Source organism: Thalassobacillus sp. CUG 92003, assembly GCF_013618635.1.
GTDB lineage: Bacteria > Bacillota > Bacilli > Bacillales > Halobacillaceae > CUG-92003.
Genome location: NZ_JABLSJ010000014.1, coordinates 68,119 through 91,049, shown reverse-complemented (window position 1 = coordinate 91,049; position 22,931 = coordinate 68,119). Strand labels below are relative to the sequence as shown.

General features: G+C 44.5%; 28 protein-coding genes. 12 read left to right on the top strand and 16 right to left on the bottom strand.

Features of this window, described 5'->3' with window-relative positions; genetic code table 11:
* Positions 1-265: 265 nt before the first annotated feature.
* Positions 266-1,141, bottom strand: a complete 876-nt coding sequence (locus HOP45_RS17800) for a nucleotidyltransferase-like protein (protein ID WP_181350731.1) — start codon at positions 1,139-1,141, stop codon at positions 266-268.
* Positions 1,142-1,279: 138 nt separating this feature from the next.
* On the opposite strand from HOP45_RS17800, the gene HOP45_RS17795 reads away from it, so the two are divergent.
* The gene (locus HOP45_RS17795) at positions 1,280-1,657 is read left to right on the top strand and encodes a YgzB family protein (protein WP_181350730.1); all 378 of its coding nucleotides are present in this window, start codon (positions 1,280-1,282) and stop codon (positions 1,655-1,657) included.
* A gap of 142 nt (positions 1,658-1,799) precedes the next feature.
* Here the strand turns inward: HOP45_RS17795 and perR are convergent, their stop codons facing one another.
* The 5 genes from perR to HOP45_RS17770 form a co-directional block, all read right to left on the bottom strand.
* The gene (perR, locus tag HOP45_RS17790) at positions 1,800-2,243 is read right to left on the bottom strand and encodes a peroxide-responsive transcriptional repressor PerR (protein WP_181350729.1); all 444 of its coding nucleotides are present in this window, start codon (positions 2,241-2,243) and stop codon (positions 1,800-1,802) included.
* A gap of 119 nt (positions 2,244-2,362) precedes the next feature.
* Complete coding sequence (locus tag HOP45_RS17785) at positions 2,363-2,920, bottom strand: cob(I)yrinic acid a,c-diamide adenosyltransferase (RefSeq protein WP_181350728.1); 558 nt, start codon at positions 2,918-2,920, stop codon at positions 2,363-2,365.
* A gap of 1 nt (position 2,921) precedes the next feature.
* Positions 2,922-3,872, bottom strand: coding sequence for a D-2-hydroxyacid dehydrogenase (locus HOP45_RS17780; protein ID WP_181350727.1), 951 nt, complete (start codon positions 3,870-3,872; stop codon positions 2,922-2,924).
* A 151-nt stretch (positions 3,873-4,023) separates the two neighbouring features.
* The gene (gene bcp / locus HOP45_RS17775; protein WP_181350726.1) at positions 4,024-4,491 is read right to left on the bottom strand and encodes a thioredoxin-dependent thiol peroxidase; all 468 of its coding nucleotides are present in this window, start codon (positions 4,489-4,491) and stop codon (positions 4,024-4,026) included.
* A gap of 68 nt (positions 4,492-4,559) precedes the next feature.
* Positions 4,560-4,970, bottom strand: a complete 411-nt coding sequence (locus HOP45_RS17770) for a potassium channel family protein (protein ID WP_181350725.1) — start codon at positions 4,968-4,970, stop codon at positions 4,560-4,562.
* A gap of 104 nt (positions 4,971-5,074) precedes the next feature.
* Between HOP45_RS17770 and HOP45_RS17765 the strand changes: the two genes are divergently transcribed.
* The 4 genes from HOP45_RS17765 to HOP45_RS17750 all read left to right on the top strand — a co-directional run bounded on the left by HOP45_RS17765 (position 5,075) and on the right by HOP45_RS17750 (position 9,045).
* Complete coding sequence (locus tag HOP45_RS17765; protein WP_181350724.1) at positions 5,075-5,773, top strand: response regulator transcription factor; 699 nt, start codon at positions 5,075-5,077, stop codon at positions 5,771-5,773.
* A gap of 127 nt (positions 5,774-5,900) precedes the next feature.
* Positions 5,901-5,990 (top strand): YjcZ family sporulation protein, encoded by a 90-nt coding sequence (locus tag HOP45_RS17760; RefSeq protein WP_181350723.1) that lies wholly within the window; start codon positions 5,901-5,903, stop codon positions 5,988-5,990.
* Between the two features lie 136 nt (positions 5,991-6,126).
* A complete protein-coding gene (locus HOP45_RS17755; RefSeq protein ID WP_181350722.1) occupies positions 6,127-7,431 on the top strand; it encodes a glutamate-1-semialdehyde 2,1-aminomutase in 1,305 nt (434 codons plus the stop codon).
* A gap of 549 nt (positions 7,432-7,980) precedes the next feature.
* The gene (locus HOP45_RS17750; protein WP_181350721.1) at positions 7,981-9,045 is read left to right on the top strand and encodes an FUSC family protein; all 1,065 of its coding nucleotides are present in this window, start codon (positions 7,981-7,983) and stop codon (positions 9,043-9,045) included.
* 61 nt (positions 9,046-9,106) lie between these two features.
* Here the strand turns inward: HOP45_RS17750 and HOP45_RS17745 are convergent, their stop codons facing one another.
* From HOP45_RS17745 to HOP45_RS17735, 3 genes are all read right to left on the bottom strand, one after another.
* The gene (locus tag HOP45_RS17745; RefSeq protein ID WP_304650485.1) at positions 9,107-10,879 is read right to left on the bottom strand and encodes an ABC transporter ATP-binding protein; all 1,773 of its coding nucleotides are present in this window, start codon (positions 10,877-10,879) and stop codon (positions 9,107-9,109) included.
* Between the two features lie 287 nt (positions 10,880-11,166).
* Positions 11,167-11,694, bottom strand: a complete 528-nt coding sequence (gene ntdP / locus HOP45_RS17740; protein WP_181350720.1) for a nucleoside tri-diphosphate phosphatase — start codon at positions 11,692-11,694, stop codon at positions 11,167-11,169.
* A 292-nt stretch (positions 11,695-11,986) separates the two neighbouring features.
* On the bottom strand, positions 11,987-12,196 hold the full coding sequence (locus tag HOP45_RS17735) for a gamma-type small acid-soluble spore protein (protein ID WP_181350719.1): 210 nt from the start codon (positions 12,194-12,196) through the stop codon (positions 11,987-11,989).
* Between the two features lie 145 nt (positions 12,197-12,341).
* On the opposite strand from HOP45_RS17735, the gene HOP45_RS17730 reads away from it, so the two are divergent.
* Complete coding sequence (locus tag HOP45_RS17730; RefSeq protein WP_181350718.1) at positions 12,342-12,524, top strand: hypothetical protein; 183 nt, start codon at positions 12,342-12,344, stop codon at positions 12,522-12,524.
* 7 nt (positions 12,525-12,531) lie between these two features.
* Here the strand turns inward: HOP45_RS17730 and mutY are convergent, their stop codons facing one another.
* Positions 12,532-13,617: an A/G-specific adenine glycosylase gene (gene mutY, locus HOP45_RS17725; protein ID WP_181350717.1), complete on the bottom strand. Its 1,086-nt coding sequence runs from the start codon at positions 13,615-13,617 to the stop codon at positions 12,532-12,534.
* 59 nt (positions 13,618-13,676) lie between these two features.
* Between mutY and HOP45_RS17720 the strand changes: the two genes are divergently transcribed.
* Positions 13,677-14,681 (top strand): metal-dependent hydrolase, encoded by a 1,005-nt coding sequence (locus HOP45_RS17720; RefSeq protein WP_181350716.1) that lies wholly within the window; start codon positions 13,677-13,679, stop codon positions 14,679-14,681.
* Positions 14,682-14,779: 98 nt separating this feature from the next.
* Here the strand turns inward: HOP45_RS17720 and HOP45_RS17715 are convergent, their stop codons facing one another.
* Positions 14,780-15,064 carry a YfhJ family protein gene (locus tag HOP45_RS17715; RefSeq protein ID WP_370458062.1) on the bottom strand — a complete coding sequence of 95 codons (285 nt, stop codon included), beginning with the start codon at positions 15,062-15,064 and terminating at the stop codon, positions 14,780-14,782.
* Between the two features lie 83 nt (positions 15,065-15,147).
* On the opposite strand from HOP45_RS17715, the gene sspK reads away from it, so the two are divergent.
* Together sspK and HOP45_RS17705 are read left to right on the top strand one after the other, a co-directional pair.
* Positions 15,148-15,315, top strand: a complete 168-nt coding sequence (gene sspK, locus HOP45_RS17710; RefSeq protein ID WP_370458063.1) for a small acid-soluble spore protein K — start codon at positions 15,148-15,150, stop codon at positions 15,313-15,315.
* Positions 15,308-15,451 carry a YpzG family protein gene (locus HOP45_RS17705; protein WP_181350714.1) on the top strand — a complete coding sequence of 48 codons (144 nt, stop codon included), beginning with the start codon at positions 15,308-15,310 and terminating at the stop codon, positions 15,449-15,451. Before sspK ends, HOP45_RS17705 begins: the two co-directional genes overlap by 8 nt.
* A gap of 46 nt (positions 15,452-15,497) precedes the next feature.
* Here HOP45_RS17705 and HOP45_RS17700 read toward each other — a convergent pair whose 3' ends face one another.
* The gene (locus HOP45_RS17700; RefSeq protein WP_181350713.1) at positions 15,498-15,839 is read right to left on the bottom strand and encodes a YfhH family protein; all 342 of its coding nucleotides are present in this window, start codon (positions 15,837-15,839) and stop codon (positions 15,498-15,500) included.
* Between the two features lie 92 nt (positions 15,840-15,931).
* Between HOP45_RS17700 and HOP45_RS17695 the strand changes: the two genes are divergently transcribed.
* Positions 15,932-16,591 carry an SDR family NAD(P)-dependent oxidoreductase gene (locus HOP45_RS17695; protein ID WP_181350712.1) on the top strand — a complete coding sequence of 220 codons (660 nt, stop codon included), beginning with the start codon at positions 15,932-15,934 and terminating at the stop codon, positions 16,589-16,591.
* A gap of 162 nt (positions 16,592-16,753) precedes the next feature.
* On the opposite strand, the gene HOP45_RS17690 is transcribed toward HOP45_RS17695, so the two are convergent.
* From HOP45_RS17690 to glcT, 3 genes are all read right to left on the bottom strand, one after another.
* Positions 16,754-17,020: a phosphocarrier protein HPr gene (locus HOP45_RS17690; RefSeq protein ID WP_181350711.1), complete on the bottom strand. Its 267-nt coding sequence runs from the start codon at positions 17,018-17,020 to the stop codon at positions 16,754-16,756.
* 12 nt (positions 17,021-17,032) lie between these two features.
* Positions 17,033-19,075, bottom strand: coding sequence for a glucose-specific PTS transporter subunit IIBC (gene ptsG / locus HOP45_RS17685; RefSeq protein WP_181350710.1), 2,043 nt, complete (start codon positions 19,073-19,075; stop codon positions 17,033-17,035).
* 184 nt (positions 19,076-19,259) lie between these two features.
* Entirely contained in the window at positions 19,260-20,096 is an 837-nt protein-coding gene (gene glcT / locus HOP45_RS17680) for a glucose PTS transporter transcription antiterminator GlcT (protein WP_181350709.1), read from the bottom strand.
* A gap of 135 nt (positions 20,097-20,231) precedes the next feature.
* Between glcT and HOP45_RS17675 the strand changes: the two genes are divergently transcribed.
* Positions 20,232-21,026: an HAD family hydrolase gene (locus HOP45_RS17675; RefSeq protein WP_181350708.1), complete on the top strand. Its 795-nt coding sequence runs from the start codon at positions 20,232-20,234 to the stop codon at positions 21,024-21,026.
* Positions 21,027-21,073: 47 nt separating this feature from the next.
* On the opposite strand, the gene recX is transcribed toward HOP45_RS17675, so the two are convergent.
* Positions 21,074-21,889 (bottom strand): recombination regulator RecX, encoded by an 816-nt coding sequence (recX, locus tag HOP45_RS17670; protein ID WP_181350707.1) that lies wholly within the window; start codon positions 21,887-21,889, stop codon positions 21,074-21,076.
* A 100-nt stretch (positions 21,890-21,989) separates the two neighbouring features.
* On the opposite strand from recX, the gene HOP45_RS17665 reads away from it, so the two are divergent.
* Entirely contained in the window at positions 21,990-22,904 is a 915-nt protein-coding gene (locus HOP45_RS17665; RefSeq protein ID WP_181350706.1) for a TIGR01777 family oxidoreductase, read from the top strand.
* Positions 22,905-22,931: the final 27 nt, after the last annotated feature.

Here is a 22,931-nt window from a genome sequence, read left to right as displayed (position 1 = left end):
TATAGAAGAAACTGAATTGACGTACTGGTTGGTTTGTTCAGTTTTCAAAGATCGAAAATGCGTTGGCCGCTTCAAAACAGCGACTTAATCAATATACCATGGTGGGCTGTTTAAGTCAACAACTTTTTTCATGGATTTTTGCGTTCCGCCGCTCTCTCTTAACGCGACGTTTAATAATATACCATGGCATTTTATAGACGTCAATAACATTTCATAAAAAAACCTCTTACACCAATACATGTAAGAGGATAAAACGTGGGAGGCGTCAATCGTGCCGCCTCACCTTATATTTTCGGTGATAAATGTGGGTTCCTTTCGTTTCGTTCAATACCACATCAATGATCTCTTTTTCCGTTAAATACTCGATCATCGCCGTGAGATCTAAAGCATAAGGCGTAATTTCCGGGTGAACTTTTAGCTCCCCGAATGTCCAGGGCTCCTCTTTTTCATCCATCAGCTCTAATAGATGGCGCGCGCTTGATACGGAACGTTTGCTGATGGCATGCTCAACGGCCAACAACATAAGCTGGACCCGTTTTTCGGTGGATTCGCCGCTTTCAATCAATTCTTCATACAGCTTATAGATTTCCGGTTCAATTTTTCTCACTTGATTCCATACCGTTACTTCAGGGTGGAACCCTTTTTCAATAATCGCTAGACGCGCGAGATAATGGAGGGAGTGCACCATTCTGCTGAAAGCGTCTAGGTGCTGATGAGATTCATAAAGGTCTTTGGACTCACTATAGCTTCGAATCAGCTTGGCAAATTCGATCGCTTTTTTCAAATCGCGTTTTCGCTGCGGAAATGTTCTCATCTTCTCTTTTAATTGCGTGACGTACTCATTGCGCTCATAAATGATGGAACCTTCCACTAACCATTCCACTGCTCTACGGTACGAGCTTGTATCAATCCACTGACTTAATAATTCTTCATCTACTATATGCATAGCTGCTGATTTATTTTCAAATTCATAGTGTTTGACATACCACGGATCATCGGCATTTTGGACAATAATGAATAAGATGACATCAAAATTATCAGTTACTGGGCTGATCGGTTTTTTCTTTTCTAAAATCAAGATTCCCAACGTGTTCGGATGGCTTGCTCTTTCTTGATAGATAGGACGCAGTAAATCTTCCATGCTTCTTCCCCCAACATTTATTTATTAGGCTAAAGCAATTAATTCGATAAAGGGTTGGAAAATCCTTTTTTCTGATTATATTTTTATTAGAAAAATATGCTATACTACCCTATGGATAGAGATTAAGGAGGGACTTCATTGGCTCTAAAGTACTCTAACAAGATCAACAAAATACGTTCATTCGCCCTCGGACTTATTTTTGCAGGTTTCGGCGTTATGTATATAGGGTTATTTTTTCGAGATATAGCTTGGGTTGTGGCTACGTTCTTCATTCTGGGGCTCTTGTTTATCGCCTTCAGTACGGTCGTCTATTTCTGGATTGGAATGCTGTCTACGCGTGCGACTCAAATTGTCTGCCCCTCTTGTGAAAAACCGACCAAAATGCTGGGCCGTGTCGATGCGTGTATGCATTGTAAACAACCGCTTACGTTAGATAAAACGTTAGAAGGCAAAGAATTCGACGAAGAATATAATTCAAAACGCGTCCAAAAGCAAGAAGCTGACCAACGCTCGTAAAACATGAGCAGAACAAAGGCGCTGGAGCCGGACGTGGCTTATGAGGAATGTGTTAGCCACAGGGCCCCAATCTTATAGTTTCCTAAGCAACAAAAAAAAAGGCCGTCCTTAACCGATAAGGACGGCCTTTTTTGATTTTCGTTTAGTGAGCCATACTCGCTTGACAATGGGAACACGTTCCGTAAATCTCCATACGGTGATGACTGACATCAAATTCCGTAACCTTTTCTGCTAGAGATTCTACCTCGTTCAGACTTGGATAATGGAAGTCAACGATTTTACCGCAAGACTCACAGATGACGTGATAGTGATCTGTTGTGTTGCAATCAAATCGGCTTGATGAATCCCCGTACGTCAATTCTCTTACAAGACCAATTTCTTTAAACACGCGAAGGTTGTTATAGACGGTCGCAACGCTCATATTAGGAAATTTGTTCTCTAAAGCCTTGTAAATCTCATCAGCTGTGGGGTGGGTCATTGAATTCAATAAGAATTCAAGCACCGCATGACGTTGAGGTGTGATCCTCACCCCAGAGTCCTTTAACGTATGGATGGCTTCTTGAAGTTTCTCATCAGACACCGTCATGCACCTCGCTTTCACTTATAGATACTGAGATAATAACATTATTAAATAATAATCTTTATAATTAGTGTACATGGTGGGATAGGACCTTGTCAATAAACGAGCGTGCCATTATGGGAATATTATACATCTGGGTGAAGCGGTCGCTCTTCTCCTTTTAGTTCGTGATTGACGTAGCGGGCAGCTACAAATAGCAAATCAGATAAGCGGTTTAAGTAGGAAACGACTAAGGGATTGGAGAGCTCATCTTCTAAGGCGACGGCTGTTCGCTCGGCACGCCTGGCCACCGTTCGTGCGACGTGCAGGGAGGCCGAGGCCTGATGTCCTGAGGGCAGCACGAAATTCTTTAATGGAGGCAGTTCTTTATCCCATGTATCAATGCTGTCTTCGAGTTCTTGGATGTGTTCATCTTTTAACTGCCACATGACATCCTTCCCTTTAGGCGTGGCAAGTTCAGCCCCCACGTGGAAGAGGATGGTTTGGATTTTATGCATGCGTTCAACAAACGCATCTTTGTCAGACCAAGCTACGCCCTCCAAATGACTGAGCGCAAGACCGATCATAGAGTTCGCCTCATCGCACGTTCCATAAGCTTCGACCCGAACATCATTCTTCGGGACACGGCTTCCATAGATTAATGAAGTCGTTCCTTTATCCCCCGACCTGGTATAAATCCTCATATTAATATCCCCTTTTCACGTCAATATGGTTAATATAGTCACCGTTACCTTCCAAATACCTCTCCAGGTTCTTTTCAAACAGTTCGAACCCTCTGGGGAGATATTCTGGTGAATGACCCGAGATATGCGGTGTAATCGTAATATTTTCTTCTTCCCATAACGGGCTGTTTTCCGGTAGCGGCTCATCTTCCATCACATCGACTACAGCGTGACTGATATGCTGACGTACGCTCTTAAGAAGCGTTTCATTTGTTACGAGGTCGCCGCGCCCCATGTTCACAAAGATGACGTGGGGCGGCATCCGTTCAAATTGATCCTCGGTCAGCAACCCTGCTGTATCCGGTGTACTTGGAAGGGCTGCTACGACAAAATCTGCGCTTCCCAGCACCCGGGTTAAATGTTTGACGGGGTACGTTTCGTCAAAATGCCTAACAGCGTCCCCTGACCTTGATACCCCTATCGTTTTCATATGAAAAGCTCTGGCTAGCCGGGCTGTTTCCTGTGCAATTGCTCCGGTTCCTAAGAGCACCATCGTTTTCCCGGTTATTTCCTGTCGCGGCACTTTGCGATTCCATTCATGCTGGCGTTCTTGCTGGATGAGTGTTTTCGTGTTACGGGATACTTGCAATAGCATCGAAATAGCATATTCCGCCATCGGTACGGCATGGATGCCACGGACATTGGTCACCATGATCCCCTGCTTTTCAATTGCTTGAAAAGGCATGAGATCCATTCCCGCTGAAAGCACCATGATCCATTTTAAATGCTTCGCCTGCTTGATTTTTTCTTCAGACAAATCCTCTCCATAGGTGATAAGCACTTCTGCTTCGTGCAGTAAAGGTTCTCCTTCCTGCATACCTTCGACAAATTTGAACTCCACGTTAGGATAATTCGAGATAAAATGCTGTTTAATTTCAGGATGGACGCGTTTAATGACGGACAAGACCAGCATAATTAGTCCTCCTCCTTTTCCTTCTCTATGTAGTGAATCTTTATAAACCGTTTCCCAAAGACACAGCAATGGCAAACATCATGAATGTGTATGGCTTTTATGAAAAGAAGCACGCCTGGAATACAAGGCGTGCTGGTGTCATGCGTGCGACTTAAAGATTCTCTTTAATATAGTTCAGGGCCGCTTCAACATGCCCTTCAACTTTGACTTTACGGAATTCTTCTGCAAGATTGCCTTCTTTATCAATGATGAACGTAGACCGTTCAATCCCGTAATATTCTTTTCCAAAGTTGTTCTTCAATTTCCACACGCCATATTTCTCTGCTGCTTCATGATCCTCATCAGCAAGGAGCAGGAAAGGAAGGTCGTGCTTGTTGATAAATTTCTCATGGCTTTCGACCGGATCGGGACTGATTCCGAGAATGACAGCATCGAGTTCTGCGAAGCTCTCGTGGTGATCGCGGAAATCACACGCCTCTGTTGTGCACCCAGGCGTCATATCTTTTGGGTAGAAATAGAGCACAACATTTTTACCTTGATAATCGGAAAGCCGAACGGTTTCGCCATTATTCGCTTTCAATTCAAAATCCGGTGCTTGGTTGCCTTTTTCGAGACTCATCTAACATCATCCCTCCTGATAAATATGTTCATGTTCAGCGTATCGTATTTGCTGGAAAAGTTCCAACTTCAATGATTATCACCGTCATGGCGAAATGCTTTTATCATGAGCGCAGCAGGCAAAGCGTACCCGATCATGGCTTCAAATAATGCCAGAAACCTTCCGTAGCCTATCGGCATAAGATCACCATAGCCGACCGTAAACAATGTGACTCCACTGAAGTACACCCCTCTCTTCAATTCCTCATACCAGGAAAGTTGCTCATTTATGAGTTGATTGTGAAACAAATGTATCCCTTCACTCGTCATTATGGCATAGATTAACCCGAACCCCAGGAGCAGTACACTGTATAGGAATAGCAAAGACATAAACGTTTCAAGTGAAAAAAAATCATTTCCCATTTCAATCGATGTAAAAATTTGTTTCAAACTGCCGAAAACAATGATAAGGCTCAAAACGAGCAAGATAGAAATTAGCATAGAAGAACCCCTTCACATGACTTCTTCAATCCTCATAAAAAAGTCTGTACTAGCTTATCCTATGATTATAAGAATGAAGATATCTTCAGAAAAGAGGCACGAACATGTTCCGGATTTATCTCGTATTAGATGACCCTGATTTATCCCATTTTTTAACGCTTTTTTTGAGGGCGAACGGGTTCAGCATAACGGTTGCAAAAGACTATTCAAATATCTTCCGAGAATTTCAGGACGCTGGTCCCCACCTGGTTCTGATGGATGTAGAGCTTCCCCAATTTGATGGCTTGTATTGGTCGCGCCAAATACGGCCCCATTCCCGATGCCCGCTCATCTTTCTAGCTGAGCAAGAATCGGGCATGAGCCAGGTGAAGGCAATCGAAAATGGTGGCGATGACTATGAAACCAAGCCAGTTAATCGCGACGTTTTATTGACGAAAATAAATAATGTCCTGCGTCGCGTCTATAAAGACACCCCGACTGTCAATGCGCCTCGCAGCATTGAAACAAACGGGCTGACCCTAAACATCAAGGCTAAATCGCTTACCTATCAAAATCAGGTCCTCCCCCTCACCGCTAAAGAGTTTTCGTTAATGAAGGAGTTCATTCATAACCCTGAAAATACCCTCTCACGCGAGTATTTACGCCAAGTGCTCTGGAATAAGTCCTCGCGGGTTGACGACAATACCTTAACGGTCAATATAACCCGCCTCAGGAAAAAACTTACCGAACTAAGTTTGCCTGGCGCCATTCGTACCATCCGGGGCAGGGGGTATAAATTCATCAGGCCGGATCGACACAGATAACCGCCCGTTTTTTTAACCCTTAACCTTTTTAAATCACCATTTTCTTTTTGCCCACAAGGCGAATGCACATCCACCCCCCACCTTCTTCTCATAAGATACTGTAAACGCCCGAAAGGAGGTGGGATGAATGAGTTACGGATATGGTGGCGGATTTGCGCTGATCGTTGTTCTGTTCATTCTTTTGATTATTGTCGGTGTTGCATACGTTGGCTACTAATCAATAGATGTTTGTGACTCCCCTTCATCATGGAGGGGAGTTTTAATTATGTCTTGATGAGAAGACGCAGGTTATCTTCCCCTGGCATGCAAACATGCTACAATGGCTATGAAGCAATTATTTGGAGGGACAAGCTATGAATTTCACCACATCAGAAGCGTTATATAAAGAAGCTGAGGAACATATTGTCGGCGGCGTCAATTCCCCTTCCCGCGCCTATAAAGGAGTGGGTGGCGGCACACCTGTTTATATGGATAAAGCAAATGGTGCCTATTTTTATGACGTAGACGGGAATATGTATATCGATTACTTAGGCGCATATGGCCCCATTATCACGGGACACGCTCATCCGCACATTACAAAAGCGATTACAGAAGCTGCTCAAAACGGGGTTCTATATGGGACGCCCACCGTGCTTGAAAATCGTTTTGCCAAGATGTTGAAGGAAGCTATCCCATCATTAGAAAAAGTTCGTTTCGTCAATTCAGGTACAGAAGCTGTCATGACCACCATCAGAGTAGCTCGCGCCTATACGGGACGAAATAAAATCATTAAGTTTGCAGGTTGTTATCACGGTCATTCAGATCTTGTGCTCGTAGCAGCAGGGTCCGGCCCGGCCACACTCGGCACGCCCGATTCAGCAGGTATTCCTGAATCGATTGCTGAAGACGTCATCACCGTTCCTTTTAATGAAATCAAACCATTCAAACAAGCCCTTGCCCAATATGGCGATCAAATCGCTGGCGTTCTCGTCGAACCTATAGTAGGGAACTTCGGCATCGTTGAACCAAAAGCAGGCTTTCTTGAAGAGGTCAATCGTCTTACCCACGAGCATAACGCTTTGGTCATTTATGATGAAGTCATTACGGCATTCCGTTTTACGTATGGAAGCGCCCAACAACTCCTGGATGTCGAACCTGACATGACAGCGATGGGGAAAATAATCGGCGGCGGGCTCCCCATCGGTGCTTACGGTGGCCGAGCCGACATTATGGAGCAAGTAGCCCCGCTAGGTCCGGCCTATCAGGCGGGGACGATGTCAGGGAATCCCGCATCAATGGCAGCAGGAATAGCATGCCTGGAAGTCCTTCGTCAGGACGGATTGTATGAAGAATTGGACCGGCTGGGGGCGTTACTCGAAGAGGGTATCCTCGATCAGGCAGAACGTTTCGCGATTCCAGTTACAGTTAACCGGTTAAAAGGTGCGCTGACGTTGTATTTCACCGAGGACCCTGTCGAAAACTATGAAGATGCAGAAAGTACAAATGGTGACATGTTCGCCCAATTCTTTAAACTCATGCTGCGTGAAGGAATCAATTTAGCGCCTTCTAAATTTGAAGCATGGTTCTTGACGATTGCACATACAGAACAAGATATTCACGCCACCATCCAAGCCGTAGCGAACTCATTTGAGAAAATGGCACTATCGTCCGAAGAATGAGCATGAAAGTGAGGGCTTGTTCATTAAATAAGCATTTATCTGAAAGGATAACTTTCGAGGTTTCAAGGTGCGTTTGATGTTGGGAAGCGTACTCTAAAGTGGAGTGGAAACACTATAGCCAAGTAGAATTTCTTACTATCCGTTTGCACAAACGACGTTATAGTAGCCTCTAGATGCTATTCGGTCTGCGCACGCTTTCTCATCATAGGTGGTGCCGTTCGCCAACTTAAGGAGGGGATGGCTGGGAAATGACGAGACTCCCGCGGGAGAAGGGGCTTGGCGAGACCCCGCAGGGAGCGAAGCGAGCGAGGAGGCTTGCCAGTTCCCCCGCAGGAAAGCGAGTTGTTTCCCAGCCGTCCCAAATTTTTTACCGTAAAGGGCCCAAAAGTAATCCATACTGAGTATTAACATCCCCCTAGAACTGGATCGACCTAGCCTCTTTTAATCGTTCTTTTAGTATCATCTTTTCTAGCGGAGCGGGTTTATAAGGTATATAATAATGGAGGATAATTTTTGTACGCAGGTTTTAGGCAAAGGAGGGTGCACGCGATGAAACTCGGAGCTCGCATGATGAAAACAGGACTTGCTGTGGCTGTGGCGCTATACACAGCGTCTTTATTCGGATTTGTTTCTCCTATATTTGCAGCTATTGCTGCCGTATTTTCGATACAACCGTCCATATATCGGTCGTATCAATCAATTGTTGAACAAGTTCAGGCCAATATTATCGGAGCTCTCATCGCTATTGCAGCGGTGTTCACCCTGGGTAACGACCCGTTCGTGGTGGCCTTTGCCATTATTATCGTCATTGGTGTCACCATGAATTTAAAAATGAACGAAAACACCATTACGTTAGCTGTCGTGGCTGTTATTGCCCTAATGGATTCGACAGATCAGACATTCATCTATTTTGCCGCTTCCCGTTTCACGTCACTCATCATCGGTATTTTAGCTGCATTCATTGTCAACCTCGTGTTCGTTCCACCCCGGTACGAAACACGGCTTTTCGGCAAAATTGAATACACCACCAATGATATTTTACAGTGGCTGCGGGTCACCATCCGCCATTTATCAGATGAACCGGCACTCAAATACGAAATTAACCGTATCCAGGATGATATTCGCTGGATTGATCATACGTATTTGTTATTTACGGAAGAACGCACGTATTCAAAGCGAAAACGGTTCTCCAAATCACGGAAATTGGTTTTGTTTCGGCAATTGATCATTACGACGAAGAAATCACTCGATGTCTTAAAAACCTTTTACCGTCTGGGAGGTAAGATCGAGCACATCCCTGAGGAATTCCAGGACGCCTTAGTACAGGAATTGGATAAGGTAATGCATGCGCATGAAAAATTGGTTCTCAGCTTAATGGGCCGCGTCAAGGAGACGCACAAACAAGCCTTAAGGGAAATTTCCAAACCTGACATCCCCATGATCGTTGATCGATTGATCAAAGTTTACGAAGAGAGCAATAACTCAGAAAAGTTAGCCTTTCTTCCGCTTGCGTCCCAATTAATGGAGTATCATTATCAACTCGAACATTTGAAACGGATTTTGCAAAGCTATCAAAAGTTCCATCACGAAAAACATCTTAAAACGGAACAATAAAACAAAGACCAAATCGCCATCTGATTTGGTCTTTGTTTTGCTCTATTTTCCTAGAAACCAGTTAAGTTCCCATATATTCCGTTTTATTGTCATCCAATTCTTGTACCTGGTACAGGTTGTAATAGTTGCCTTTCAAATTCATCAGTTCCTGGTGAGAACCTGATTCCTTTATTTCGCCATTTTCAACGAGGACGATCCGATCAGCGTGCGTAATGGTCGAAAGCCGGTGCGCGACGATAAATGTCGTACGATCAGAGGCAAGCTTTTCAAACGCCTCTTGTATAAGGCTTTCACTCTCTAAATCAAGAGCCGATGTCGCCTCATCCAATATTAATAGCGGCGGATTTTTCAAAAAGATACGTGCTATAGCTACGCGTTGTTTTTGACCGCCTGACAGTTTCACTCCGCGTTCGCCGACTAGCGTATCATAACCATATGGAAGTTCCATGATGAAGTCATGAGCATTGGCCGCTTTAGCTGCTTCCACCATATCTTCATCTTTAGCATCAGGGTCGCCCATCTTTATATTCATCGCGATCGATTCACTGAACAGAATATTATCCTGCAGCACCATCCCGATCTTATCTCGTAATGACCGGGCTTTGACGTCACGGATATCTTTGCCATCAATTAGAATTCTCCCGTCTGTAACGTCGTAGAAACGCGGGATTAAACTGATTAACGTGGACTTACCGCCTCCGCTCATCCCGACGAATGCAATGGTTTCACCCTGCTCGACATCAAGTCTGACGCCATTCAGGACGTTAGGTTCTTCATCTCCATAACGGAAATGTACGTGATCGAAGGTCACTTTGCCATCGACATGGTCTAAGGTTTTGGCGTCTTGTTTATCCTTGATATCATATTTTTCATCGATGAATTCAAACACGCGGTCCATGGAGGCGATGGACTGCGTTAACACCGTAGAAGAGTTCACTAAACGGCGCAACGGGTTGTAAACGCGGTCCATGTACCCGACAAAAGCCACCATTGTCCCGACCGAGAGCGATCCGGATATAACTTGATACCCTGCGAATGCTATGACAAGCAGAGGTGCCAAGTCCGTAATCGTGTTGGTGACAGAGTACGTGTAGGCGTTCCAATTCGTGTGTTTCAAAGCCTTATCTAAAAAGTTGCTGTTTTGATTGTCGAATTGACCCTGCTCATAATCCTCTAAAGCGAAACTGCGGATTACCGGCATGCCTTGCACCCGCTCATGCAAGTGCCCTTGGACTTGGGCCAGCGCTTGCGACCGATCGCGCGTCAGGCGTCTCAGTTTAGCGTAAAAGAATTTAACAGCCAGGCCATAGAGCGGGAATAATGAAATAGCTACAATGGCCAGCCAGAAGTTCATGGTCATCATAATGATCACGGCGATCACAATGGTGATCATATCCAGCCAAATGTTCATCAACCCGGTGATCACGAAGGTCTTCGTCTGCTCTACGTCATGAATCACACGGGAAATGATTTCTCCCGTCTTGGTCTGAGAATAAAAGCGTAAACTCAATCGTTGGATATGATCAAATAATTTATCACGGATATCATATAAAATATTATTGCCAATCCACTGCGCAAGATATTGCCGGATGTATTCGATCGGGGGTCTGAGCACAAGAAAGATAAAAAATGCTCCTCCGACAATCCAGAGTAATTGATCAAGTTTAGCGGACTGGCTGAGTGAATCAGCATTAATGATATCATCAATGACGTATTTTATAATTAACGGCATCAACAGTGGAATACTGAATTTAGCGATGCCCACCAATACCGTAAGTGCTATTTTTCCTTTGTATGGTTTCACAAACTCCATATAGCGATTAATGCTTCCCAATTCTCTCACCTCTTTCTTCCCCGAGCCCTAAGAACAATGGCGCAAGCGCCCCGAGAGCCCCGACACGCATAAGCAAAACACCAGGAGGAAGGTGGTCTTTCCTTCCGCAGGGTGGGTTGCTTATGTCGCGAGAAGCTGGGCGCTGGAGCCGGACGTGGCTTATTAGGTATGTGTTACCCCCACGCGAATTTTATAGTTTCCTAAGTAATCAAAAAGGACGGGACTGCCTCCTGAAGGTTGAGTCAAACCTTGAGACAGTCCCGATCCCTCCGGACATTTTTTTCAGATTAACGATACGTTAAATACCGCTCATACCATTGATCAATGAATTCCGGGGAGAACGGCCCTTTACGCTGCCTGATCCACCGAACCAACGTATCAATGTTGTTATATAAAATCCGATCCAAGACTCTGGGGTAATTCATTTCTCTCTTATGTTGCTCATATTCGTCTTCATCAAGCAGTTTAAAGGTCATGTCTGGAAACACTTTGATATCCAAGTCATAATCAATATACTTGAGCGCTTCTTCGTCGTAGACAAAAGGTGAACTGATATTACAATAATAATATACGCCATCCTGTCTTAACATTCCGATGACATTGAACCATAGCTTAGAATGAAAATAACAGATCGCCGGCTCGCGGGTTACCCAAATTCTACCGTCACTTTCGGTTACCCGGGTCCGATCATTTGCCCCGATGACGACGTTTCGTGTTCCTTTCAATACCATTGTACTCTCCCAAACACGATGAAGTCTCCCATTATGCTTATAGCTTTGTATTTCGATTCGTTTACCAGATTGCGGGCCAGCCATGCGATCTCCCTTCTTTCAATAAGTACCACGATACTTTCTGATTTGTCTTTTACCTATTATAACGATATGTAAGTCCAATTGAAAATAAAAGTGCTGAGGATTCTCTCATGGCGAGTTTCCCTTTTCCATTTTGAACATCGAATGCTTTTATAATAACACTCCAAAAACAAAAATAGAGCCACCCAGAAGGACTCTGGATGACTCTATTGTGCTCGGGGGATTCTAAAGCAGGCTTATTCCAAGAATCGGAATCAACCTCAACTCAATTCAAACTGATAACAAAAAGAAAAAGTTATTTCTTTTTCTGTTCGGATTTTTGATTTTGCTCCTGAACACGTTGTGCGTCAGTTTCTGAAGCAAATTCAGTTCCGTATTGTTGTTGACCAGCCTGTTGGTTTTGTTGCTGTTTTTTCTGGGCAGCTTGTTGATTTTGCTGACGTACTTGTTGTTTGTCAGTACCAGCAGCTGTTTTGTTTGGTTGATTCTGTTGATTTTTAGCCATCATTATCACCTCCGCAAATATTATTGTGTACAAACTCCCAAAATTCATTCACTGGGATAAAAAAATTCATCTGCATTTTCTTCCGAATTTGAATGAGGCTTACATTGAGCGTTTATACTAAATATTAAGTAAGGAGGCGATGCAAATGGACAATGTTCGGGACATGACCGAGCTCTCGATGCAGGCAAAATCAGACTGGCATGATGAAGAGCTGCGATTTTTTCATTTTTCCCTTTCCCAGATGGCTCCTTACCTGAATCAGGAAGGTACCACGATATTACGGGAAATCAACCACGAAATAGAAAACAGAGGCGGGCTTATTAGATAATAGACCCTCAAATATGCTTTAATATTTTTTGATGAGAGACAGGGAACGGGTAGTCATGCAGGCTGTCCGGTGAAACAAACCAGGCATGCTGCTTGTCTAATGCTCCGCCCATAACACGAGCGTCCAGTACGTCCATTTCCCAGATGATATGAGAAAAGGTATGGTTGATATGCTCAATTTGCTCACCTGTCTTAATGTGAAGACCGTATTCGCCATAGAACCAATTATTAAGGTGATGCTTATCCACATCAAGAAGCGGAACCATAGGAAATTGCCATAGATTGGCGAGCAGCCCTTCCTCTGGCCGCTTTTCAATTAAAACGTTGCCTTGTTTATCTTTGATCAAGAGTGATATATACGGGATGCGTTTTTGCTTTTTTTGCTTTTTCTTTACGGGAAGTTCTGTTTCCATGCCTTCAGCAAATGCACGACAATGATGTTGTACAGGACATAACATGCATGCCGGCGTTTTCGGTGTACATACCATGGCGCCTAGCTCCATAAGCCCTTGGTTGAAAGCTGAAGGATCATCCGTTGAGATGAGCTCTCTAACCAGGCTTTCGAACATTTTTTTCACGGCGGGCTTCGCGATATCTTCATCGATGAGAAGAAGACGAGAAAGTACCCGCATGACATTCCCATCTACTGCAGGTTCCGGGCGATCATAAGCGATGCTTAGTATAGCCCCTTTTGTGTAGGGTCCTACACCTTTCAAATTGCCTAAATGTCGAGGGTCATCGGGAACTTTTCCATCGTAATGCGCCACCACCTCTTGAACAGCAGTTTGAAGGTTTCGAGCGCGGGAATAGTATCCTAGACCCTCCCACGCTTTCAACACGTCCTGCTGATCAGCTGATGCCAGGGCTTCCAACGTAGGAAATTTCTCCATAAATCGATGGAAATAGGGAATGACTGTATCAACCTGGGTTTGCTGAAGCATGATTTCAGAGACCCAGACGCGGTAAGGATCCTGGTTTTCGCGCCAGGGTAAAATCCTTTGTTCAGCGTAGAACCAGTCAATCAGATCCTGACGAAACTGGCTTCGATCAAATTGGTCAATCATCGTGTGAATATGTGCTTCTTTATTTTTCATGGTGGTTCACCCTTCTGATACACTTAATAATAAGAGAATCCTCAAAGGAGGAAAGCTTCATGGACACTGGCACCCACATTGTCATGGGGGTCGCTCTGGGCGGAATTGCAACGATCGATCCAGCCGTTCAAAACAACCCAGAGCTATTCAACGCCGTGCTGGTCGGCACACTGGTCGGCTCTTATGCCCCTGACTTTGACACCGTACTGAAACTTCGAAACAATGCCGTATATATCCGTCACCATAGAGGTGTCACCCATTCTATACCTGCCGTTATTGGCTGGGGACTCGGGATATCATGGCTGATTCATTTATTTGTGCCGGAAGTCAGTTTTTTTCATTTATGGCTTTGGACGTTTTTGGCCGTCATCCTGCACGTTTTTGTAGATGTGTTCAATATGTATGGCACCCAGGCGTACCGTCCGTTTTCAAACCGATGGGTGGCGTACGGCTTCATCAATACGTTCGATCCGTATATTTTTCTCATGCACATTGCAGGCATCGTAGCATGGAACATCGGAGCTAACCCTGCCTACACATGGTTTCTCATTTATTTCGTTATCGCCTTATATTATGTTAAACGATATTTTGATAAACGTGAAATGGTACGATTGGTTCATGAAAATTTTGATAACGTCGAACAAATTGCGACGGCTCCTACAATCAAACAAAATGTATGGCGCTTAGCCATTACCACAACCGATGCTTACTACGTGGGCCGCTCCGAAGATGGGCACATCCGCATTCTGGATGAGTTTCCCAATCGGCCCATCCCTTATGAAGACCCTGTTATGCAAATGGCCATGACGGACGATAACATCAAGGCCTTTCTTTCGTTTTCACCGGTGTACCGTTATGAAATGAGTTATCACGACGAATACACTGAAGTTCGATTCATCGATCTGCGTTACCGTTCGAATGGACGTTACCCTTTTGTGGCCCTTGCCCAAGTTGATGATATGCACGGCGATGACATGAAAATCCTTACTTCCTACACAGGTTGGGTCTTCACTGAAGAAAAGCTGCAAAATAAACTTGAACCCATGCCTCATTCAAATGGGTGAGACGGGGATAAAACGGAATAGAACACAAAAATGCCGAACGATGTTTTTGAAGTTCGGCATTTTTGTGGTGTGCCATGACCGCTCCGTCATCATTCCTCTTATGATTCTCGCTTAAATTTATCTTTGTATTTTGGATAGTTGGATGCTATATGATGCAGGTGAGCGCCGTACTGCTCAATCCAGTGCATGACAATGTTTTCCGTCACGTCTTTTCCTTCGTACGTTCTACCTGCTTTAGCTCTTGTGCTTTCAAAATCTTCCCACAACAACTCCACCCATGTTCTTGCTTCTTCCGCTGAGAGCGTTTCATTCTTAGCGTGGAGCTGTTTTGCAAGTCGGTCAAAAATGTCTTCCATATTCATCACCTCCGAAGTGGTAATCATTGCTGCCCATCCTATCACATAAGCATAAATGTTCCGTGCAAACTAAGGTTGCACATAACATATGTGCGATTTTAGGAGGGATCATATTGCGTAATAAAGCGAAAGATTTCCCAAATAAAAAAATGCAAAGCGAACCATTGACGAAAACAGAAAACCAAGCATTGCGCCCGAATGGTACCATCAACTCCAAACCGCAGGAACGCATGCGCCGCTCTTCTCAAGACGACCAGGAGCGTGAGACCAATGGCTAAACACACAGGTGACTATAAAAGCCCATTCTCGTCTCCACGAGCAAACCCGAAGCATGCTTCCCAACAAGTCAACGGCGAGACACAACAGTCACAGTCCGAGATCATCACGCAGGTCCAAATGAAAAAACGGACGTGACATCTCATAAAGGCTGCCCCAACATGAATTGGGGCAGCCTTTATTGCTATACGTCCACTTGCTGGCCAAGCATTGCAATCGGGAGTGCTTCCTCTTCCCGCTCACTCGTCTTGTGACCCGATTGATCCTTGCGGTAGCCCCACGCAAAAATCCCATTCATATAATCAATATAAAAATTACTGCCGGGGTCTCCGTTAATTTCATACGTATGCCTTGGCTGAAATTCATCAGGATCCATCATATACGATTTCGCCATGACGATTTTCCGTTCATAGACAGCGAACTCACTTACCATGCCAAATTGTTCCGCTTTTCGTGCCTTTTCCGTTAACTCGGCTACTTCCTGCCTGAGTTCTTCATACGTGTAATCGCTATATCGCCGTTCCATTTTTTGAATACCTCCTTTTTGCTACCATTTACATTTTAACAACGATTGTTCACAATAGGAATGATGAGACTTACGAATCAAGGGGGAGAATCATGAAAACTGTTGTGATCACTGGGGCAGGATCAGGACTTGGACGGGCAATCGCAAAGCAATATGCCAGTCAAGATCACCAGGTCATTTTACTCGGTCGAACCGAAGAAAAATTGGCACTCGTCAAAAAAGATATTATAGCTCAAGGCGGAGCTGCAGATTGCTTTGTTTGTGATGTAACTGAACCCGCTTCGGTAGAAGAAGCACTCAAACAAATCGATGCTATCGACATTTTAATAAACAATGCTGGCATCGGTATTTTCGGTGAATTATCAACCTACCAGGTGGAAGACATTGAAACCATGCTCGATACCAATGTCAAAGGAACGATCCTTATGACCAAAGCATCGTTGCCTCTATTACAGCAATCGAACGGAAAAGTCCTGAATATCATTTCGACTGCAGGGCTGCGTGGTAAAGTTAAAGAGAGTGTTTACTGTGCAAGTAAGTTTGCATTGTGTGGGTTTACTGAAAGTCTCCAAAAAGAATGGGAAACTTCCGCCACCACGGCTACAGCGGTTTACATGGGAGGCATGAACACGCCTTTTTGGAAAGACAACAACCATGTGACAAACCCTGAGCAGTTAAAAGGACCAGAACAAGTGGCCGAGCAAATGTATCGGGAAGACGACGGCCGTGCTGAGATCATCATCGACTCCTAATACTTAAAAAAGATTCTCCTCCAATCCGCTGAATTGGTTGATTGGACGAGAATCTTTTTTCATTTATTCTGTGATGCAGGCACAGGGAAGCAGCAAGGAATAAAACGTAAAAAATGACCATCACCTCTGCATACAGTGTGATGGTCATTTTCAGTTGAGCTGTTACGAGCCCAGTCCTTCTTCTTTTACCTTGCCGACAACAGCATCCAATGCTTCTTGCTCATCATCGCCTTCAGCTGTGATTTTAATGTCAGCACCATTCGGGATGCCAAGAGACATCACGCCCATAATGGACTTCAAATTCACCGCTTTGCCGTTATATTCCAAGTTAATATCGGACTTATACTGCCCTGCAACTTGAACAAGTGATGTGGCAGGTCGAGCGTGGAGCCCATCAGCAGCTGTAATCGTCATCGTTTGTTCAGCCATAATCATTCTCCTTTATTTGTTATTAATCTTAATAATATCTGCATCATTATGATGAACGCGCCCTGAAGCTTTCACATGAACTTCCTGACCTTCCTGGAGGTTTGTAAAGACAATCGGTGTGACAATTGAAGTGGCATGTTCTGATACATAATCAATATCTACCTGCATCAAAGCCTGGCCTTGCTTCACTTCGTCGCCTTCTTCGATCATCGCTTCAAAGCCTTCCCCTTTCAAGCTTACCGTATCGATTCCGATGTGAATCAGAATTTCCATACCGTTTTCTGCTTCGAGACCGATAGCATGCTTCGTTGGGAAGACGTTCAACACTTTGCCTTTTACCGGCGAAACTATCTTACCATCTTCCGGTTTAATTGCAAAGCCATCTCCCATCATTTTATCAGAAAATACCTGATCAGGCACGTCAGAAATTGACATGATTTCTCCTTTTAACGGACTTACAAAATTCAGATCCCCATGTTCGACCGGGGTTTCAGCTGCTTTTCGTTCGTTCGTCATTTCAGATGCGTCATCACGCGAACGTGGCGTTTTTCCATCGATTATATCTTGCATTTGACCGCGCAGCGAATCCGAAACAGGGCCAAAAATAGCTTGGATATTAGATCCAACCGTCATGACACCGGATGCGCCCAGTTTTTTCAATCGGTTTTTATCCACGGTGTCGACTTCGTTAACGGTCACGCGCAACCGTGTGATACATGCATCAAGATACGAGATGTTCTGCTGGCCGCCCATGGCTTCGAGGATTTCGAACGGTAAGTCCCCTACTTCCCCGTCGTCATCGGCATCTTCAGCTTCATCTTCCCGGCCTGGGGTGGCTAAATTGAACTTTTCAATCGCCCACCTGAAACCGAAGTAGTAAATGACAGAGAAGATCAGACCAACTATAATCACCCACCACCATGGCGTTTTATTTTGCAGGACGCCGAAGAGAATGAAGTCAATCAATCCGCCTGAGAACGTCTGGCCAATCTTGACATCGAGCAATGACATCGTCATAAACGAAACACCGGCAAACAGAGCATGAATACCAAACAATAGGGGTGCCACGAATAAGAACGAGAATTCGATCGGCTCTGTGATCCCTGTTAAGAAGGAAGTAAGAGCGGCTGACCCCATAATACCAGCCACAACTTTTTTACGTGCTGGCTTCGCTGTGTGATAGATGGCGAGTGCCGCAGCGGGTAGCCCAAACATCATGAACGGGAATTTACCAACCATAAAGGTACCCGCTGTAAATTCTTCGACACCATCACGCATTTGAGCAAAGAAGATCTGCTGGTCTCCTCGCACAATTTCACCAGCTGCGTTCGTATAGGAGCCGAATTCAAACCAGAAAGGTGAATAGAAAATATGGTGCAATCCAAATGGGATGAGAGAACGTTCAATTACACCAAAGAAAAAAGCAGAAACGTGAATGTTACCGTTCAACATCAAATGAGATAGACCATTCAATCCGTTTTGAGCATAAGGCCATAATAATAGCATGATTATACCTAAGAATAACGAGGAAAACGCCGTTATGATCGGAACGAACCGTTTGCCGGCGAAGAACCCAAGGAATTGAGGCAATTCGATATTATAATACCGCCGATATAAGAACGAGGCCAAAAGACCAACGATAATACCGCCGAACACACCGGTCTGCAGTGTCGGAATGCCCAGCATCTCTGCATACGCAGGGTCTTCGGTCATCTCTGCGGTTACATCACCGAGAACCCCCATCGTAACGTTCATAATTAAGTATCCGATGATTGCAGCAAGTCCGGCAACACCGTCCCCATTGGCCAAGCCAATCGCTACACCTACGGCGAATAAAAGGGGTAAGTTATCAAATACGATCCCCCCAGATTCAGCCATGACTTCAAGCAGTTGCTGTACCCATGGCGTTCCAAAATAAGGTACGCGATCAACAAAATCTTCTTGCGCAAAGCTTGTTCCAAAGGCCAATAAAATACCAGCCGCAGGTAATAATGCAACAGGCAGCATTAAGGCTTTACCGACTTTTTGCAATGTACCAAAAGCATTCTTGAACATGTCAGTTCCTCCCTTTAATTTTTTGCTATGCTAAGGCCAACTTTAAACCGTTTTCATAATCCTCCATTAAAAAAGGCATGAGCTAGAAAGGTCCCGGACCCAAAAGGATACACGAATCCCTTCGGTAAACCATGAACCTTTCTATACTCATGCCTGATCTGATCAGTAACACGTATAAAAACGGTTATTGCGTTAAACGCTGCAGATGAATGGTGAGGTAGATCGCCTCGGCTTCATCTACTTGTTTATTCAGTTGCCGTTGCATAACTTTAATCAATTTCCATGCTAAATTGTAACATACAGGGTATTCGTTCTTCAACATCTCGCCGAGTTTTAATTCTTCCATTCCTTGTTCCTCTAGATAAATACGGTCAATGACCCGGTGAAGATGTTGAACGAGGCGATGGTAGTTGATGCTTTGTTTTGTTATTTTCACATCTATATTGTCTTCGATAATGGCGATCAATTTAGAGATCAGCTGGTTATGGCGATTAATATCGCGTAAAGATTTGTCCGTCACAGCGCTATGGATATGCAAGGCTATGAATCCGAGTTCTCCTTCTGGAAAATCAATATCCATCCGTTCTTTGACCATCGCCACGACTTCATGTGCAATCTGATATTCTTTCGAGTAAAGCGATTCAATTTCGATTAGAAAAGGATTCGAGAATTGCATTCCATTTTGCGCCCGATTGATCGCAAACGCCAAATGATCCGTTAACGCAACATGGATATGTTCATTCAAACTGATGCCCATGCGCTTTTCAATATGAACGAGAATATCGTTCATAAAATCGAGAAAATCTTCTTCTACGTAAGGGAGCAGATTGACATATTGCTCTTTTTCCTGCTCATTTTTTAACAGGAACGTCTTATCGGCGTGATCGAGATCCACCTTGTCCCCATGCTTTCGATTAAACCCGAGCCCCTTTCCAATCAACACGACTTCATGGTAGGTGGGGTGTTCGGCGATGACAACATTGTTATTTAATATTTTTTCAATCGTAACGGATTCTTTCATACGTTTCCCCCACCTGTACTTTCTCATAATCATTCTGCTTTGTCTAAAAGCGCTTCCAAGGTGTACAATCTATATCGTAAATCTCAAAAGTGACTTTTACAAGGGCTTCCTTAAGTCCAGAAAGGAGATTCAAACATGTTAAAGTTATTTGTCAGTGATTTAGATGGTACGTTACTCGGCATGAATCAATACATTAACGATGATGATATTACGGCACTCCAGTCGTTAGCAACTGACGGGGTGGAATTAGCGATCGCCACGGGGCGCATGGATTTGGAAATTGTAGAAATATTGAAGCGTTTCAATCACCCGGCCCACCGCATCAGCCAGAACGGAGCGTTCGTCTATGATCAAAGTGACCAGCATATCCACTCCAAGACATTTGACAGCCACCTTGCCCGTAAGGTGATGGAGGGCATCGCTCAGCAGCCGATGGTCAAAACAGTGTCAACTGCTACTGGTACCTACACTGAAGAACATAATAAATGGGTGGATCTTATTTCAAGCCAAATGGTCCATGATATTACCGTGGATGCCGATTTGATTACGCAATTCGGTCAGACCATCAATCCGTCAAAAATTTCGCTGTTTGGCAAAGCAGCTGACGTAAAAAATGCCTATGAAAGTGTCGCTACCCAATTTGAAGGAGAATTGGATAGTTTCATTTCCCATGAAACATGTGTGGATTTGATGCCGAAAAACATCAATAAAGGAAATGGCCTCAGGGCCTTACTCGTAAATGCAGGATTTGCAAGTGAGGAGATTGCCTGTGTTGGTGATTCATTCAACGATATTTCAATGTTTGAGTTAACACCGAACAGTTATGCCATGTCCACCGCTCCGGAAGAAGTCAAAGTCAAAGCCAATCACGTCGTTGACCATGTTCATGAAGCCATCGCTGACTTACGAAAGAAAGAGATCATAGCCTGACCAAAACCGCTGCCCTCTAACATGTACAGGCAGCGGTTTTATTGCTGTTACGGCTCCTCGACAAACTCGTCAAGAAATTGCTCAATCAAGTCGTAGTTGAACCCCTTACGATACAATGCCCCTTTAATCTTGTGTTTTAATTGCACACCTTCTGCCTTTGTTTCATATTTTCTCAGCACCTTTTCCCCCTGATAGACAACAGCCTCCCATTCATCCTTCTCCTCATGGCCTTCTGGTAAATTGGCGAGCACTTCCTGTACAACATCCCCGGTAAACCCTTTTTGCATCAAGGTCTGCTGCACAGCTTGCACCTGCTGTTTAAATGATTTCCTTCCATCCGATCGAATTTTTTTCTCCGCAAATTTCAATGCTTTCTCATATTGTTTATCGAACGGGTAATGACCTAACGCTGTGTCAGCCTTGGCCGCGTCAACGCCTTTCTCGATCAGTTCCTTTTTGACGAGGAGCGGACCTTTGCTGGAGGTTTCAATACGGGTGCGCACGAGGGAATTGGCAAACTCCTGATCATCTAACAAGCTCTCTTTCCGAAGTCGTGCGACGACTTCGGAAATTTGCTCTGGATCTGCTTCTTTCTTCTCCAGGTAATCGCGGATTTCTTTTTCAGACCGCATTCTGTAGCTTAAATAGTTGATTGCAAGGGTAAAGGACTTATGTACATCATCTTGTTTGACGAGCGACGCAATGGCAGCGTCGTCAAGCTCCATCCCCTTGCGCAGCTGTTCTTTGACGAGAATATCTTCACTGACACTGAAACCGTAGGTGTCGCCATGACCTCTATCAAGGAATACATTAAAGCGATTTTTATTCTTTTTCTGAGTTGTGATCCGTGTAATTTTCGTCACTGATTCCACCTCTTTTTTACCATTTTATCATGATTGGCAACGAAGTGGCTTCAGAAATGGCTGTGCTATAAACGATAAGTTAACGAGGAGGAATGTTGCAATGGATATTGCTATCACAGGCGGAACAGGTTTTGTCGGCCAACACTTAACACACCGATTGGTCAGCGAAGGTCATCATGTTTATATTCTGACCCGTCACCCTACCAGTCACGAAGACACGGCTGGTGTGACGCATATTGGCTGGTTAAAAAGAGAGTTTAACCCTGAGACCCACCTGCCAAAACTCGATGCAATTGTGAACTTGGCAGGAGAATCGCTCAACAGCGGCCGTTGGACAGAAGAACGAAAAAGAGAGATTATGGATAGTCGCATAAAAGCCACCGAAGGCGTCATGAATTTGATTCATACAATGACAGAGCCGCCAGAAGTGCTGGTGAATGCCTCTGCTGTCGGGTTTTATGGTCCATCTACCACCAAAACATTCACAGAGGATACTGAAACACCCGGCGATGACTTTTTGGCCCATGTCGCGGCAGAATGGGAAGAGCGTGCTGAACAAGCCAGTAAAAAAGGCGTCAGAACCACCTTTTTGCGTTTCGGTCTCATCCTAGGCGAACAAGGCGCGTTGCCTAAAATGGCGATGCCTTACAAGATGATGGTTGGTGGACGTATCGGAAGTGGCGAACAGTGGATGTCCTGGGTCCACATTGACGATGTCGTCGGCCTTATTACCTTTGCGATAAAAAATAAAGACGTCAAAGGAGCAATTAATGTCACGGCACCGCAGCCGAAGCGAAATAAAGACTTCGGCGAGACTCTCGGGGATGTTCTCCACCGTCCACACTGGATGCCCGCTCCATCATTCGCATTAAAAACATCACTAGGTGAAATGAGCACCTTGTTGTTGGAAGGCCAATCCGTTGTTCCTAAAAAAGCCACAGCGCTAGGCTATACGTTTAGGTACCCTGAACTGAAACCTGCCCTGGAGAATTTGCTTAGTCGTCAACATCAATAACGTAGAATTGCTTGAAAACAATCGGAT